The organism is Mycobacterium sp. 23 (assembly GCF_048287075.1).
In the GTDB taxonomy this organism is placed as follows: Bacteria; Actinomycetota; Actinomycetes; order Mycobacteriales; family Mycobacteriaceae; genus Mycobacterium; species Mycobacterium gordonae_B.
The window spans coordinates 4,666,542-4,680,861 of the sequence record NZ_JBLVUX010000005.1 but is presented as its reverse complement, the minus strand read 5'-3'; the positions used below and the strand labels follow the sequence as shown (position 1 = coordinate 4,680,861).

General features: G+C 64.7%; 11 protein-coding genes. 5 read left to right on the top strand and 6 right to left on the bottom strand.

Translation table 11 applies throughout. The features are described 5' to 3' along the window. Positions 1-18 precede the first annotated feature (18 nt). The gene (locus ACNQS7_RS22955; RefSeq protein ID WP_418014341.1) at positions 19-2,028 is read left to right on the top strand and encodes a fatty acid desaturase; all 2,010 of its coding nucleotides are present in this window, start codon (positions 19-21) and stop codon (positions 2,026-2,028) included. Positions 2,029-2,248: 220 nt separating this feature from the next. Here the strand turns inward: ACNQS7_RS22955 and ACNQS7_RS22950 are convergent, their stop codons facing one another. From ACNQS7_RS22950 to kstR2, 3 genes are all read right to left on the bottom strand, one after another. Next, the gene (locus tag ACNQS7_RS22950; protein ID WP_418014340.1) at positions 2,249-3,109 is read right to left on the bottom strand and encodes a DUF559 domain-containing protein; all 861 of its coding nucleotides are present in this window, start codon (positions 3,107-3,109) and stop codon (positions 2,249-2,251) included. A 127-nt stretch (positions 3,110-3,236) separates the two neighbouring features. Next, on the bottom strand, positions 3,237-4,406 hold the full coding sequence (gene fadA6 / locus ACNQS7_RS22945; RefSeq protein WP_418014339.1) for a steroid 3-ketoacyl-CoA thiolase FadA6: 1,170 nt from the start codon (positions 4,404-4,406) through the stop codon (positions 3,237-3,239). A gap of 2 nt (positions 4,407-4,408) precedes the next feature. Continuing rightward, positions 4,409-5,011 (bottom strand): TetR family transcriptional regulator KstR2, encoded by a 603-nt coding sequence (gene kstR2, locus ACNQS7_RS22940; RefSeq protein ID WP_418014338.1) that lies wholly within the window; start codon positions 5,009-5,011, stop codon positions 4,409-4,411. A 521-nt stretch (positions 5,012-5,532) separates the two neighbouring features. Here kstR2 and ACNQS7_RS22935 point away from each other — a divergent pair. From ACNQS7_RS22935 to ACNQS7_RS22925, 3 genes are all read left to right on the top strand, one after another. Continuing rightward, positions 5,533-7,203: a PPE domain-containing protein gene (locus ACNQS7_RS22935; protein ID WP_418016114.1), complete on the top strand. Its 1,671-nt coding sequence runs from the start codon at positions 5,533-5,535 to the stop codon at positions 7,201-7,203. Positions 7,204-7,348: 145 nt separating this feature from the next. After that, positions 7,349-7,519 (top strand): hypothetical protein, encoded by a 171-nt coding sequence (locus tag ACNQS7_RS22930; RefSeq protein WP_418014337.1) that lies wholly within the window; start codon positions 7,349-7,351, stop codon positions 7,517-7,519. A 223-nt stretch (positions 7,520-7,742) separates the two neighbouring features. Next, positions 7,743-9,389 (top strand): PPE family protein, encoded by a 1,647-nt coding sequence (locus tag ACNQS7_RS22925; RefSeq protein WP_418014336.1) that lies wholly within the window; start codon positions 7,743-7,745, stop codon positions 9,387-9,389. 88 nt (positions 9,390-9,477) lie between these two features. On the opposite strand, the gene ACNQS7_RS22920 is transcribed toward ACNQS7_RS22925, so the two are convergent. The 3 genes from ACNQS7_RS22920 to ipdE1 all read right to left on the bottom strand — a co-directional run bounded on the left by ACNQS7_RS22920 (position 9,478) and on the right by ipdE1 (position 12,741). Next, positions 9,478-10,455, bottom strand: a complete 978-nt coding sequence (locus ACNQS7_RS22920; protein ID WP_418014335.1) for a hypothetical protein — start codon at positions 10,453-10,455, stop codon at positions 9,478-9,480. A 352-nt stretch (positions 10,456-10,807) separates the two neighbouring features. Further along, on the bottom strand, positions 10,808-11,596 hold the full coding sequence (gene ipdF / locus ACNQS7_RS22915) for a (5R,7aS)-5-hydroxy-7a-methyl-1-oxo-2,3,5,6,7,7a-hexahydro-1H-indene-carboxyl-CoA reductase (protein ID WP_418014334.1): 789 nt from the start codon (positions 11,594-11,596) through the stop codon (positions 10,808-10,810). After that, positions 11,593-12,741, bottom strand: coding sequence for an acyl-CoA dehydrogenase IpdE1 (ipdE1, locus tag ACNQS7_RS22910; protein ID WP_418014333.1), 1,149 nt, complete (start codon positions 12,739-12,741; stop codon positions 11,593-11,595). The genes ipdF and ipdE1 overlap by 4 nt, the downstream gene beginning before the upstream one ends. A gap of 46 nt (positions 12,742-12,787) precedes the next feature. On the opposite strand from ipdE1, the gene fadD3 reads away from it, so the two are divergent. Next, the gene (gene fadD3 / locus ACNQS7_RS22905) at positions 12,788-14,320 is read left to right on the top strand and encodes a 3-((3aS,4S,7aS)-7a-methyl-1,5-dioxo-octahydro-1H-inden-4-yl)propanoate--CoA ligase FadD3 (RefSeq protein WP_418014332.1); all 1,533 of its coding nucleotides are present in this window, start codon (positions 12,788-12,790) and stop codon (positions 14,318-14,320) included.

The window sequence follows — 14,320 nt, the reverse complement described above, 5'->3', positions numbered from 1 at the left end:
GACTAGGCTCTTTCAGCTATGTCGACCGTCGAGCAGGAACAAGCGACCTCCGGGTCCGCCGCGACGCACGCACTGCCCGATCCGGGTGAAGCGGTGCCCAAGCTTGCGCTACCCACGATCGGGATCTTCCTCGCGTCGCTGACCGCCTTTGCGACCTGCACCGTCGGCTACATCAACGGATGGTCGCCCTGGTGGGTGACCATTCCGGTGAACGCCGCGGTGACGTTCGTGATGTTCACCGTCGTGCACGACGCGTCGCATTACTCGATCAGCTCGGTTCGCTGGGTCAACGGCCTGATGGGGCGGCTGGCCTGGCTCTTCGTCGGTCCGGTCGTCGCGTTCCCGTCGTTCGGGTACATCCACATCCAGCATCACCGGCACTCCAACGACGACGACCAGGACCCGGACACCTTCGCCTCACACGGCAAGTGGTGGCAGTTACCGCTGCGCTGGTCGATGGTGGAGTACTTCTACCTGCGCTACTACCTGCCGCGCGCCCGCAGCCGCCCGGTCATCGAGGTCGCCGAGACGGTCCTGATGATGGTGCTGTCGCTGACCGGGTTAGCCGTGGCGATCGTCACCGGAAACTTCTGGATCCTGCTCGTCGTGTTCCTGATCCCGCAGCGCATCGGGCTCACCATCCTGGCGTGGTGGTTCGACTGGCTGCCCCATCACGGCCTCGAAGACACGCAGCGCACCAACCGCTACCGGGCGACCCGCAATCGCGTCGGCGCCGAATGGCTGTTCACTCCGGTTCTGCTGTCGCAGAACTACCACCTGGTGCACCACCTGCACCCGTCGGTGCCCTTCTACCGCTACCTGCGGACGTGGAAGCGCAACGAAGAGGCCTACCTGGAGCGCAACGCCGCCATCAACACGGTCTTCGGCCAGCAGCTCAACCCCGACGAGTACCGGGAGTGGAAGGAACTCAACGGCCGGCTGTCCAAGCTGCTTCCGGTGCGGATGCCCTCGCGATCCAGTTCGCCGCACGCCGTGCTGCACCGCATCCCGGTCGCGTCGGTGGACCCCATCACCGCCGACAGCACCCTGGTCACCTTCGCCGTGCCCGAGGACCTGCAGGACGCGTTCCGGTTCGAACCGGGTCAGCATGTCACGGTGGTGGGCGCTGAAGGCGTGCGCCGCAACTACTCGATCTGCGCGCCGGCGACGCGCGCGCAGCTGCGGATCGCGGTCAAACACATTCCCGGCGGCGCCTTTTCGACGTATGTGGCCGAGCAGTTGAAGGCCGGTGATGTGCTCGAGCTGATGACCCCGACCGGCCGCTTCGGCACCCCGCTGCATCCCTTGCACCGCAAGCACTACGTCGGCCTGGTGGCCGGCAGTGGTATCACACCGGTGCTGTCGATTCTGGCGACCACCTTGGAGATCGAGACTGAAAGCCGGTTCACGCTGATCTATGGCAACCGCACCAAGGAATCGACCATGTTCCGGGCCGAGCTCGACCGGCTCGAGTCGCGGTATGCCGACCGTCTCGAGATCCTGCACGTGCTCTCCGGGGAGTCGTTGCACACGCCCGAACTCCGTGGCCGGATCGACCGCGACAAACTCAACCTGTGGCTGACCGGCAACCTGCAGCCGGACCACGTCGACGAGTGGTTCATCTGTGGCCCGATGGAGATGACCACCGCCGTTCGCGAGACGTTGCTGGAGCACCGGGTGGACGCCGAGCGCATTCACCTGGAGCTCTTTCACGGATTCGAAACCGGTTCTGCCGCAGGGCATTCCTACGAGAGCGCGACGGTGACGTTCCGGCTGTCCGGGAAGCAGTGGACGTACGACCTGACCCCCGGCGACTCGATCCTCGAGGGCGCGCTGCAGGTGCGCGACGACGCGCCGTATGCCTGCATGGGCGGCGCGTGCGGAACCTGCCGGGCGAAGTTGATCGAGGGCAATGTCGAGATGGACCACAACTTCGCGCTCGGGCAGGCCGAGCTGGACGCCGGGTACATCCTCACCTGCCAGTCGCATCCGACGACGCCGTTCGTCTCGGTCGACTACGACGCCTGAGGATCGCTTTTCCCGTTCCGCCCAGTGTGAATCTCATGACGCGACACGCCGCTCAGAGCGTCGTCGAATTCCCACTCGCGGGAGCGACCGGCGCCACCGCCTTTCTGGCGCCACCCGCACCCCGAGTCCTTTCGCCGAGCGTGAATTCTGCGACACAACACGCCGATTCGGCGTCATAAAACTCACACTGGCGCGGCGTGCGGGGTCACGGGGCCCGGGGTCACCAGCGCCATCCGGCCGCCTGCATCGCCGCCACGACGCGGCCGATGAAGGTCGCCTCCCGATAGCGGAGCAGGTCGTTGCTCACTCTGACGATTTTCCAGCCCAAATCGGCCAACGCGGTATACCGGTCGATGTCCCGGTCACGTTGGGAAGGATCCGTCCAGTGCTGGGGGCCGTCGTATTCGATGCCGACGCGCAACTCCTCGTAGCCCATGTCGACGCGCGCCACGAAGTCCCCGCATTCGCCGCATACCCTGATCTGCGTCTGGGGTTTCGGCAGCCCCGCATCGATCAACGCCAATCGGGTCCGCGTCTCCTGCGGTGATTCGGCCCCGCCGTCGACCAACGGCAATATCCGGCGAAGTCTGACCAGACCACGCGCGCCTCGATGCTCGACGATCACAGCTTCCACGTCGGCAACCTTCAGATCGGTCGCGTTCACGAGAGCATCGAGGCGCTGGACCGCGTACAACCGCGTCGCGGTTCGTCTGCCGATATCGAAGGCTGTGCGGGCGGGGGTGGTCACCGCAATTCCGTCTACGGTCACCACTTCGTCCGGTGTCAGGGTATCGGAATGAACCACGGTGCGCGGCGGCGGTTTTCGATTGTCGTGTACCAACTCGGCATGGAGTGACGGGCTGACCCACTTGGCGCCGAGTAGTGCTGCCGCCGAGTTGCCGGCGACCACCGCGCGACGGCGTGACCACAACCACGCGGCATGCGCGCGCTGGCCGGCCGTCAGCTCAATACCGGCTGGGCCATACACACCCGGATAAATGGGCTCGTACAGCGTCCGCATGGCACGCTCGGGAATGGCCCCAGCAGCTAGCGCTTCAACGCCGAGAAACGGCCAGTCCATGCCGGGATGCTGTCACCCGACGGACGATCCCCGCGGTCGCCCATCCCCACCCCGCCCGAGTGTGAACTTCACGACGCGACTCGCCGAGGAAGCGTCGTGAAAGTCGCACTCGACGCTGCGCGACGACCTAGAGGCGCTCGATGATGGTCACGTTCGCGGTGCCGCCACCCTCGCACATCGTCTGCAGCCCGTAGCGGCCACCGATGCGCTCCAGGGTGTTCAGCATGGTGGTGAAGAGCTTGGCGCCGGTGGCGCCCAACGGGTGCCCGAGTGCGATCGCGCCGCCGTTGGGGTTGACCTTCTCCGGGTCCGCCTTGATCTCCTTGAGCCAGGCCATGACAACCGGCGCGAACGCCTCGTTGATCTCGACGGTGTCGATGTCGTCGATGGACAGGCCCGTCTTCTCCAGCGCGTAACGGGTGGCCGGGATGGGCCCAGTGAGCATGAAAACCGGGTCCGCACCGCGGGTGCTGATGTGGTGGATGCGGGCGCGCGGCGTCAGCCCGTGATCTTTGACCGCCTGCTCGGACGCCAGCAGCACCGCGGAAGCTCCGTCGGAAATCTGGCTGGCCATCGCCGCGGTCAACCGGCCACCCTCGACCAGGGTCTTCAACCCGGCCATCTTCTCCAGCGACGATTCCCGCGGACCCTCGTCGACCCTGAACGCACCGGTTTCGGTTTCGACAGACAGGATCTCGTTGTCGAAGTTGCCGCCGCGGATCGCCGCGAATGCCCGCTCGTGGCTGTTCAGCGAGTACTGCTCCATCTCTTCCCGCGACAGGTTCCACTTCTCGGCGATCATCTCCGAACCGCGGAACTGCGAGATCTCCTGGTCGCCGTACCGGTGCAGCCACTGCTTGGATTCGTTTGTGGGCGAGGTGAATCCGAACTGTTCGCCGACGGTCATCGCCGACGAGATCGGAATCTGGCTCATGTTCTGCATGCCGCCGGCCACGATCAGATCCGCGGTGCCAGACATGATCGCTTGCGCGCCAAAGGAAATGGCCTGCTGGCTGGAGCCACACTGCCGGTCGACGGTGACACCGGGTACCTCTTCTGGATAGCCGGCGGCCAGCCACGACAGGCGCGCGATGTTTCCGGCCTGGCCGCCGATGGCGTCCACGCAACCGGCGATCACGTCGTCGACGGCGGCCGGGTCGACGTCCACCCGGTCCAGCAGTCCACGCCACCCGAGGGCACCGAGGTCGACGGGATGAACACCGGCCAACCCACCCCCACGCTTGCCGACCGCGGTACGCACCGCGTCGATGACATAGGCCTCGGAATACCCAGCCATGCTCAATTCCCTTCTTTCGCGATTCCGCCCAAAACAATGGCGAGATATTTCTGACCCACCTGCTGCGCGGTCAGCGGTCCACCGGGTTGATACCAGCGCACCGAGACCCACGTGGTGTCACGGATGAAGCGGTAGACCAGGTCTACGTCCAGGTCGGGCCGGAAGTAGCCCTCCTCGATGCCCTGGTGAAGCAGGTCCACCCACATCTTGCGCTGCTGCTTGTTGCGCTCGTCAAGGTAGGAGAACCGTGGCTGCAACGAAAGTCGTTGCGCCTCATCCTGATAGATGACGACTTGGGCGTGCCGATGCTCGATCGCCTCGAACGACGCCATAAACAGGCCCTTGAGTCGTTCCAGTGGGTTGGGTTCGTTGGCGACGATCTCGCGGTAGCGTGCGAACAGCCAGTCCAGGAACCCGCGCAGCAGCTCGTCGACCATCTCCTCTTTGGAGGCGAAGTGGTGGTAGAGACTGCCGGAGAGGATGCCGGCCCCGTCGGCGATGTCACGCACGGTCGTCGCGCGTAAGCCGCGTTCGGCGAACATCACCGCGGCGAGTCCCAGCAACTCGTCTCGGCGACTGTTAGCCTGGCCGGCCACGCGCTCCACCGGAACAGGGTATCAACCAAGCGCTTGCTTCGGCCAATGGCGGGTCCGTTAGGACTCGACCACTGTCGGCGGGGCCGTCTGAAGTCTCTGATGTTCTTCGGCCCCCGACCTGCGCCAACGCGGCAAGCAGTAACTGCCTGGTCAGGCCTAGCGGACGAATTGTGTTTCAGCGGCCGCGCAAAATCGGTCGCCAGTGAAGCCAAAAGCAATCGTAGTTTGAATTCATCTACTAAAAGGGTGGCTCGCGGCTGGCGGCCCGTTTCAATTCGTGGCTGGGCCAGCGTAGTTCGCAACTGTTATTGCAGACCGTGGGTAGGGTTTAGCAACTACCGGACGCCCCCTGACGTGAGAGAACGTCCTCTTCGCGCCAAAGTTCGAAAACTTTTAGCAAAACGGAAACAAGTTCGATAACGGAGTCGTATCGTCTCTCGCGTCGGGTTTGCTCGTCCCGGGCGACGGGGTTAACGGAGGTCAGCGCTGTGAACTTTTCGGTCCTTCCACCAGAGATCAACTCTTTGCGGATGTTCCTCGGCGCTGGGTCAGCGCCCATGCTCGAAGCCTCGGCGGCGTGGTCGGGTCTGGCCGAAGAACTGGGATCCGCGGCCGACTCGTTTTCCTCGGTGACCGCCGGGCTGACCAGCCAGGCCTGGCAAGGCCCGGCAGCGGCGGCGATGACCAAAGCAGCCGCCCCTTACTCCACATTCCTGCGGGCCGCTTCCAGTCGCGCCCTCACCGCCTCCGTCGGCGCCAAAGAGATCGCCAGCATTTACGAGGCGTGTAAGTCCGCCATCGTTCACCCCGAGGTCATCGCGGCCAACCGGAAAGCCTTCGTCCAAGCGGTCCGCACCAACGTCTTTGGATTCAATGCACCGTTCATCGCCGCTGCCGAAGCTGCCTATGAGGAATTCTGGGCCACCGACGTCGCCGCCATGGTCGGCTACCACGGCGGAGCGTCAACAGTGGCCGCGCAACTGTCGTCCTGGCAGCAGACGCTCAAGGGCCTGCCCGGTATCGGTCAACTCCTCGGCGGCACGCCCGGTGTAGGCACCGCCGCACCCGGCGACCCTAACCTGGGCGTCGGCAACAAGGGTGGCGGCAACATAGGCAGCGGCAACAATAGCGGCACCGGCGGCGGCAACATCGGTAACGGAAACACCGGCAGTGGCAACTTCGGCGGCGGCAACATCGGCAACAGCAACATCGGCAGTGGCAACGCCGGCAAAAACAACTTCGGATTCGGAAACACCGGCAACGGAAACTTCGGCTTTGGAAACGCTGGCGGTGCCGGCACGGATCCCGGCCACAATATCGGTTTCGGTAACAGCGGCAACAACAACACCGGGTTCGGCAACACCGGCAACGGCAACCAAGGCGCCGGAAACACCGGTAACAACAACATCGGCTTCGGCCTCAAGGGCAGCGGTTTGGTGGGTGTGGGCGGTGCCTTCTACGACACAGCCACCGGCCAGTTCCACTTCGACGGCCTCAATTCCGGCACCGGAAATATCGGATTGTTCAACTCTGGTACCGGCAACATCGGCTTCTTCAACTCCGGTGACGGCAATGTCGGCCTCTTCAGTTCCGGCCACAACCTTCTCCCCGCTGATCTGGGCAAGATCCAAGGCCTTGGTATCGGAAACTCCGGGTTCGGCAACATCGGCATCGGCAACGCCAGCTCAGGGAACTTCGGTATCGGCAACTCGGGCTCGGCCTTTGGCGGCCTGAATACTGGAATTGGAAACTCCGGAAGCTTCAACACCGGCTTCGGAAACGCCGGTGGGTGGAATACCGGTTGGAACAACTCCGGCGCGGGCAACACGTTTGACGGGAACTCGGGCAGCTACAACACCGGCCTCTGGAATTCCGGCAACCTCAATACCACCGTCGGATCCAGCACAGATGTCGCCGGCGCCACCAAGTCGGGCTTCAACAACACGGGCACTCTTGTGTCGGGCTTCAACAACAACGTTGGCGCAGGAAATATTGCAACCTCAGGTTTCTTCAACACCGCACTCGGCGGTAACGCCGGGAATGGATGGCTGTCTGGATTCTTCAACACCGGAGTTCCGATGAGCCAGCTTCCCCTCTTCGCGCCTCCCAGCACCGCTAGCGGCTTTGCTTCTGGCTTCTTCAACACGGGATCATTCGGCGGCGGCTTCTTCAGCATCACGCAGCTGTTGAAGAACCTCTAACACAGTCGCGTAGCGAGCGGCAGAGAATGCCCGCCGAGGCACCCCGCCTTGGCGAGCATTCTTTGCTGAACCAGGGCCTCGCAACCTTGCTTCACTCAGAAATTGACAAGTCATTTCGCCGTATGGTCCATGCGTCGGGATCAATTTGGTCACGGGCGGCGGAATTAACGGCGTCTGGACCCTCGGAACCGGAAACAAGGGCAACAGCAGCGTCTTTAACACCGCCAGCGGCGGCTCGGCCCTCAACGGCTACAGCTCCGGCTTCTTCAACACCGGCGTCCCTGGCACCGCTACCTGTCGTTGGTGGCCGGACTGAACTCCGGTCTGTTCAATCGGGGCTCCGGAATCTCCGGAAGCTTCAACCTCAGCCGGCCCTGAACGGCCCAGCCTGCACCCCCCGCCACCTGCACGAATTTATTAGCCAACATAAACTTTTGCGAAATGCCATGTGGCGTAGCCAAAGTGGCCGTAGTGTCAGTTGAGGTTTACACGACGGTGGTCATGGGGGTCCGCCGCGCATCAGCTGGGGGGCCAAAAGCGTGTCGAACTTTGCGGTGTTGCCGCCTGAGGTCAATTCGTTGCGGATGTTTATCGGTGCGGGCTCGGCGCCGATGATCGAGGCGGCGACCGCCTGGGCCGGTCTAGCCGACGAACTGTCCACCGCCGCGGAGTCGTTCTCAACGGTCACCTCCGGACTTACCGGCCAGGCCTGGCAAGGCCCGGCCGCGGCGGCGATGGCAGCGGCTGCGGCGCCGTACGCCGGTTTTCTCAATGCCGCGGCGGCCAAGGCGCTGCTCGCGTCCGGCCAGGCCAAAGCGGTGGCAAGCACTTTCGAAACCGCCCGCGCGGCCACGGTCCATCCGCTTGCGGTCGAGGCAAATCGCAACGCATTCGTTCAACTGGTGCGCTCGAACTTCTTGGGGCTCAACGCGCCGGCGATCGCGGCGGCCGAGAGTAACTACGAAGAGATGTGGGCCGCAGACGTCTCGGCGATGACGGGCTACTACACCGGCGCGTCGGCGGCGATCACCGACCTGATCCCGATTCCCGCTGGGCTGCAACAAATTATCAATACGCTGCCCAATCTGGGCCTCGGCAATCTGGGCAACGCCAACATCGGGGGCGGCAACGTCGGTGGCGGCAATGTCGGCAACGGGAACCTCGGCAGCTCGAACCTGGGTGGCGGCAACAACGGCAGCAAGAACATCGGCAGCGGCAACGTCGGCGACGGCAACATCGGTGGCGGCAACTTCGGCCAGAACAACATCGGCTTTGGAAACAGCGGGCTGGGCAACGGTTTTCGGTTCGCCGGCGACGGTGACAACAACGTCGGTTTCGGCAATAGCGGCAACCACAACTTCGGGCTGGGCAACAGTGGCGACCGAAACGTGGGCGGCGGCAACACCGGCAACCACAACATCGGTTTCGGCCTCACCGGCGACAACCTGGTCGGTCTCGGCAATATCTACTTCGACCGGTCGACCGGCCAGTTTGTGTTCAACGGCCTGAACTCCGGCAGCGGCAACATCGGTCTGTTCAACTCCGGTAACAACAACATCGGCTTCTTCAACTCCGGCGACGGCAACGTCGGCCTCTTCAGTTCCGGCTCAAACGTATTCGCGCCGGGCAGCCTGAACAACATCGGCCTGGGCAACTCCGGCACCGGCAACCTCGGACTGGCCAACGCCGCCTACGGCAACACCGGCTTCGGCAATGGAGGCAGCGTCAACACCGGCTTCGCCAACGGGGGCAGCGTCAACACCGGCTTCGGCAACGCGGGAAGCTGGAACACCGGCTGGGACAACGCCGGTCTGGCGAATACCGGAACCGGGAATTCGGGTGATGTCAACACCGGGCTGTGGAACTCGGGCGACGCGAACACCTGGGTGGGCGCGACCACCGACAGCGGCGCCACCAATTCCGGTTTCCTGACCGCCGGCGAGGGCACATCGGGATTCTTCAACTCCGCCAGTGGCCCAGCGAGCGGCTACCTCTCCGGGATCGGGAACACCGCCGGCGGCGCCCCCGATGTGAACGGCAGGGGGTCGGGCTTCTTCAACTTCGGCCTGCCGACCCCGGTGAGCACCGATCCCCTCGACGGCGTATCAGCCGGCTTCAACTCCGGACTGCTCAACTTCGGTTCCCAGTTGTCCGGGATCTTCAGCCTCGGTCGCCTGCTGGGCTAGCCCCCAGCTACGCCGAGGGTGAAATCCACGACGCGACACGCCGATTGGCCGTTGTACCGTTCACACTCGACGAGGCGCTCAGGGCAACTCAGCGAACGGAGACTTGCGGCGGGTCCTGCGCGACATCGGATTTGACGCTCATGAAGCTCCGGACGACTCCGGTCTTGTCGCCACCCGATTTGGTCCTGGCCGTCAGCGGGAACAGCACGTCGCCGCTGTAACGCGCCTCGAGGTGATAGGGGTCGAAGAAGCTGAGCTTGAGCGCACTGGTGTCCGGCGGTCCCCAGGTGACGGTGCCGTCCACGATGTCTGGATCGCGGGCACGCTGAGGGCAGTTGGGCGGCGCCAGTTGCGTGGACTTCGTGCAGTCGGACAGGGCCGCAGTGATTGCCGCCATGGTCGCCGACTGCCCTGCGTCGCTGAGGGCGAAGTCGAAGTCGTTGAAGTAGCCGCCCGACGCCGAGAGCCCGTCAAGCAGGTACAACTTCTTCTGTTTGACAGCAAGATTCCCGTTGTTGCTCGACGCGTCGATGTAGCCCGGGAACACATACACCGGGGCGGTGCCGACGGGACTGCCGAAGAAGAGCAGGGTCTTGAGCGCGTCATTGTCGACGGTGCCGAGCGGCTCGATCTTGGTCGCCGCGTGCTCGAGCTTCCATGACTTGCCGGACTTCTTGACCGACATCGTGACGTCGGAGGTGTTCTCCCCGAATTTCGCCACCACGTGCACCCGGGCGAATCCCAGGCTGTGCTCGGAGTCGTCGCTGAGAATCTTGACGCCGCTGATGGGCCAGCGCGCAATCTGCTTCTTGAGGATGGCGTCGGTCAGGAATTGGTCGGATCCCGGTTGGTCGCTGCTGTAGCTCAACGCCGCGGCGGCGTCTCCCCGCGCCAGCGCGTCCAGGTACCCCTTCACTGCATCACCGGCTTTACCCAATCCGCTGTCGCCGGTCGACGCCAGCGACACGACGAGCACCACTGCGAGGATCACCGTCGCGGCAGCACACAGGGCGATGATGAGCGGCTTGCGGTTCCGTCCAGGCGCAGGACCGAACTGACCAGGCATCGGAGGGCCCCCCGGCCACGCGTGCTGGCCCGGCGGAGGCGGGGGACCTGGCGGGAACATCGGACCCGGAGGCGATGCCGGCCCCGGAGGGGCAGGCCACGCCGGCGGGATCGGCGCAGGGTTGGGAGGCAGCCAGGCAGCCTGGGTCGCGCCGTCCGCGGGATTCGGCGGATGTTCCCATGGTCCCGGATCCGGCCTGTAGGTCACTGAACGACCCCTACCAGCAATGAAACTCTGCGCATCAATTCCCCCGGGTGTGAACGGCGTCGACCAGACAGAACACCGTGTGAACTGTCTCTTAGTCTAAGACGCACTCAAGGGTTAAAAATGCGCGGATTTTTCCGCGCCCACCTCAGGCGTGCTGATTGGAAACCGAAATCACTTCGCCGGTCAGATAACTCGAGTAATCGCTGGCCAGGAAGGCGATCGTGGCGGCCACTTCCCACGGTTCGGCGGCACGCCCGAACGCTTCCTGAGCCTCCAGCCGATCCAACAGCTCGGCCGAGGTGGTCTTGTCCAGAAACTTGTGCCTGGCGAGACTGGGCGACACCGCATTGATTCGCACCCCGTACTCAGCGGCCTCGATTGCGCTGCAACGAGTTAACGCCATCACGCCGGCTTTGGCGGCAGCATAGTGCGACTGCGAGTGCTGGGCGCGCCAGCCCAGCACGCTGGCATTGTTGACGATCACACCACCGTGCGGTGCGTCGCGGAAGTACCGCAATGCCGCCCGGGTGGCCCGGAACACCGACGTCAGCGAGACGTCCAGCACGCGGTCCCACTCCTCGTCGGTCATATCCGCCACCGGCGTCTGCCCGCCCAGCCCGGCGTTGTTGACCAGCACATCGAGCCGCCCGAACCGAGCCGTGCACGACGCGATCAACGCGTCGACCTGGGCGGTGGACGTCACATCGCACACCACGTGCTCCACCCGGCCCAAACCCAGAGCGGCCAATTCCGAGGCGGTCTCCCCCAGCCTGCGCTCGTGGTGGTCGGAGACCAGCACATCGGCACCCTCCGCCAGCGCCCGGCGCGCCGTGGCCGAGCCGATGCCGGTGCCCGCGGCAGCGGTCACCACCACCACTTTGCCCTGCAGAAGCCCGTGTCCCGCAATCTCTTCCGGGACTTCCGACAAGCTCACCCTTTGACCTCCCTCGGCAGACCGAGCACCCGCTCGGCAATGATGTTGCGCTGAATCTCGTTGGATCCGCCGTAGATGGTGTCGGCTCGAGTGAACAGGAAAAGCCGCTGCCATTCGTCGAACTCGCCGTCGTCCAGCGTCAGTCCGGGCTTGCCGACAACGTCCATCGCGAGCTCGCCCAGCGAGCGATGCCAATTGGCCCACAACAACTTCGACACGTTGTCCTGACCGGGTCGCTCGACATCCATAGTGGCCAGGGCATACGACCGCATGGCACGCAAACCCGCCCAGGCGCGGGTCAGCCGCTCCCGGATGAACGGATCGTCGGCGGCGCCGGTGCGCTGGGCGAGCGCCGCCAGATTGGAAAGCTCACGGGCATAGACGATCTGCTGGCCCAACGTCGAGACACCGCGCTCGAAGGTCAGCGTCCCCATCGCGACCCGCCATCCGTCGCCCGGCTGGCCGACCACCAGCGACGCGTCAGTGCGGGCGTCGTCGAAGAACACCTCGTTGAACTCGGCGGTACCGGTGATCTGAATGATCGGCCGCACCTGAACACCGGGTTGATCCAGCGGCACAAGAAGATAGGACAACCCCGCGTGCCGCTTGGAACCCTTCTCGGTGCGCGCGACCACGAAACACCACTGGGACAGGTGCGCCAGCGACGTCCAGACCTTCTGGCCGTTGATCACCCACTGGTCGCCGTCGAGCTCGGCCGTGGTCGAGACATTGGCCAGGTCACTGCCGGCACCCGGCTCGGAGTATCCCTGACACCACAGCTCAGTCACGTCGAGGATGCTCGGCAGGAAGCGCTGCTGCTGCTCAGGGGTCCCGTAAGCGATCAGCGTCGGGCCGAGCAACTCCTCACCGAAGTGATTGACCTTGTCCGGGGCATTGGCGAGGGCGTATTCCTCGTAGAACGCGACTCGGTGTGCGGTCGAAAGCCCGCGGCCGCCGTGCTCTACCGGCCATCCCAGGCAGGTGAGCCCCGCCTTCGCCAGGTGCTGGTTCCAGGCCCGGCGTTCTTCGAACGCTTCGTGTTCCCGCCCCGGCCCGCCGAGACCCTTTAATGCCGCGAATTCGCCGACCAGATTGTCGGCCAGCCACTGGCGGACCTCCGCCCGGAACTCTTCGACGTCCTGCATCCCTGTAGGCTAACCTACCAAGCACTTGCTTTGTTAGGAGCCTCCGATGACCAGCGATCCCCGGACGATCCCGGCGGCGCTGGATCGTTTTGCGCGTGAACTGCCCGACCACGACGCACTGATCACCGACGACCGCAGCTTCACCGCCGCTGCCCTGCGCGACGAGGTGCACCGGGCCGCAGCCGCGCTCATCGCGCTCGGCGTCGAACCGCAGGACCGGGTGGCCATCTGGTCACCGAACACCTGGCACTGGGTGGTGGCATGCCTGGCCGTCCACCACGCAGGCGCGGCGATGGTGCCGCTGAACACGCGTTATACCGCCGCTGAAGCGTCCGACATCATCGCGCGCACCGAGGCGCCGGTGCTTTTCGCGGCAGGTGAGTTCCTCGGCACCGACCGGGCCGCCACCCTCGACCGAGCGGCGCTTCCCGCGCTCCGTCACGTCGTGCGGATCCCGATCGACAAAGAGGACGGCACCTGGGACGACTTCATCGCCGGCGGTACCAATCTCGCCGCCGTCGAAGCCCGCAGCGCCGCCGTCTCCCCCGACGACGTCAGCGACATCCTGTTCACCTCCGGCACCACCGGCCGCAGCAAAGGCGTGCTGTGCGCGCACCGGCAGTCGCTGGCGGCGTCGGCCTCCTGGGCCGCCAACGGCAAGATCACCAGCGCCGACCGCTACCTCTGCATCAACCCGTTCTTCCACAACTTCGGCTACAAGGCCGGCATCCTGGCCTGCCTGCAGACCGGCGCCACGCTCATTCCGCACCTGACGTTCGACCCGCTACGGACACTGCAGGCCATCGAGCAGCACCGCATCACCGTGCTGCCCGGGCCACCCACGATCTATCAGACCCTGCTCGATCACCCCGCACGTGCTGACTACGACCTCAGTTCGCTGCGGTTCGCGGTCACCGGTGCGGCCACCGTGCCGGTGGTGCTGGTGGAGCGCATGCAATCCGAACTCGACATCGACATCGTGCTGACCGCCTACGGGCTGACCGAGGCCAACGGCATGGGCACGATGTGCCGCGCCGAGGACGACGCGGTGACGGTCGCGACCACCTGTGGACGCCCGTTCGCCGGTTTCGAATTACGCATCAACGGTGCAGACGGCGACACGGGCGAAGTGCTGCTGCGCGGACCCAACGTCATGTTGGGCTACCTTGACGATCCCGAAGCCACCGCTGCGGCAATAGATTCCGACGGCTGGCTGCACACCGGCGACATCGGAATGGTCGACGACGCCGGCAACCTGCGCATCACCGACCGACTCAAGGACATGTACATCTGCGGCGGGTTCAACGTCTACCCCGCCGAGATCGAACAGGTGCTGGCCCGGATGGAGGGCATCGCCGACGCCGCGGTGATCGGCGTCCCGGACCCGCGCCTGGGTGAGGTAGGGCGAGCGTTCGTGGTCACCCGGCCCGGCGCAGCCCTAGACGAGGCATCGGTAATCGCCTACACCCGTGAGCATTTGGCGAACTTCAAAGCGCCGCGATCGGTGCGGTTCGTCGACGCGTTGCCGCGCAATGCCGGCGGCAAGGTGCTCAAACCACAACTGCGAGAAAGGGCCTGA